This window comes from Streptomyces poriferorum, from assembly GCF_019399235.1.
Lineage (GTDB): Bacteria > Actinomycetota > Actinomycetes > Streptomycetales > Streptomycetaceae > Streptomyces > Streptomyces poriferorum.
This window is the reverse complement of the sequence record NZ_JAELVH010000590.1, coordinates 1-726: the sequence shown is the minus strand read 5'-3', so window position 1 is coordinate 726 and position 726 is coordinate 1. Positions and strand designations below refer to the sequence as shown.

Sequence of the window (726 nt, the reverse complement as noted above, 5' to 3'; positions counted from 1 at the left end):
CCCTCCTCCCGCCCGTCCCGAAAGGTGCTCAACCCCTCATGCCCGAGCTTGTGTTCTTCTCCGGAACGATGGACTGCGGAAAGAGCACGCTGGCCCTTCAGATCGGGCACAACCGTTCGGCGCGAGGGCTCCAGGGCGTGATCTTCACCCGCGACGACCGGGCGGGGGAGGGGAAGCTCTCCTCCCGGCTGGGCCTGGTCACGGAGGCGGTCGAGGCCTCCGAGGGCATGGACCTGTACGCGCACCTCGTCGATCAGCTCTCCCAGGGCGGCCGGGTGGACTACGTGATCGTCGACGAGGCGCAGTTCCTCGCCCCGGACCAGATCGACCAGCTGGCCCGCGTCGTGGACGATCTGGGCCTGGACGTCTTCGCCTTCGGTATCACCACGGACTTCCGCACCAAGCTCTTCCCCGGCTCCCAGCGGCTGATCGAGCTCGCCGACCGCATAGAGGCCCTTCAGGTGGAGGCGCTGTGCTGGTGCGGGGCGCGCGCCACCCACAACGCCCGGACGGTGGGCGGGGAAATGGTCGTGGAGGGTGAGCAGGTCGTCGTCGGTGATGTGAGCAGCCCCGCCGCGGAGACCGGCTACGAGGTGCTGTGCCGGCGTCACCATCGGCGCCGTATGACGAGCGGCTCCGCCCGCGCCGGCGCCCTCTCGCCCGACGTCCTGCCGGTGGCCTCCGGCTGAGGACTCCATGGAGGCGGTCCGCGCTGCCCCTCCCCAC

Annotated in this window: 1 protein-coding gene; it reads left to right on the top strand. The window is 70.4% G+C overall.

Features of this window, described 5'->3' with window-relative positions:
• Window positions 1-38: 38 nt before the first annotated feature.
• Window positions 39-689: a thymidine kinase gene (locus JGS39_RS39865; RefSeq protein WP_219574636.1), complete on the top strand. Its 651-nt coding sequence runs from the start codon at window positions 39-41 to the stop codon at window positions 687-689.
• Window positions 690-726: the final 37 nt, after the last annotated feature.

Coding starts and splice junctions, on each gene's coding strand:
- JGS39_RS39865 (WP_219574636.1), top strand. CDS start 39: ATGCCCGAGCTTGTGTTCTTCTCCGGAACGATGGACTGCGGAAAGAGC.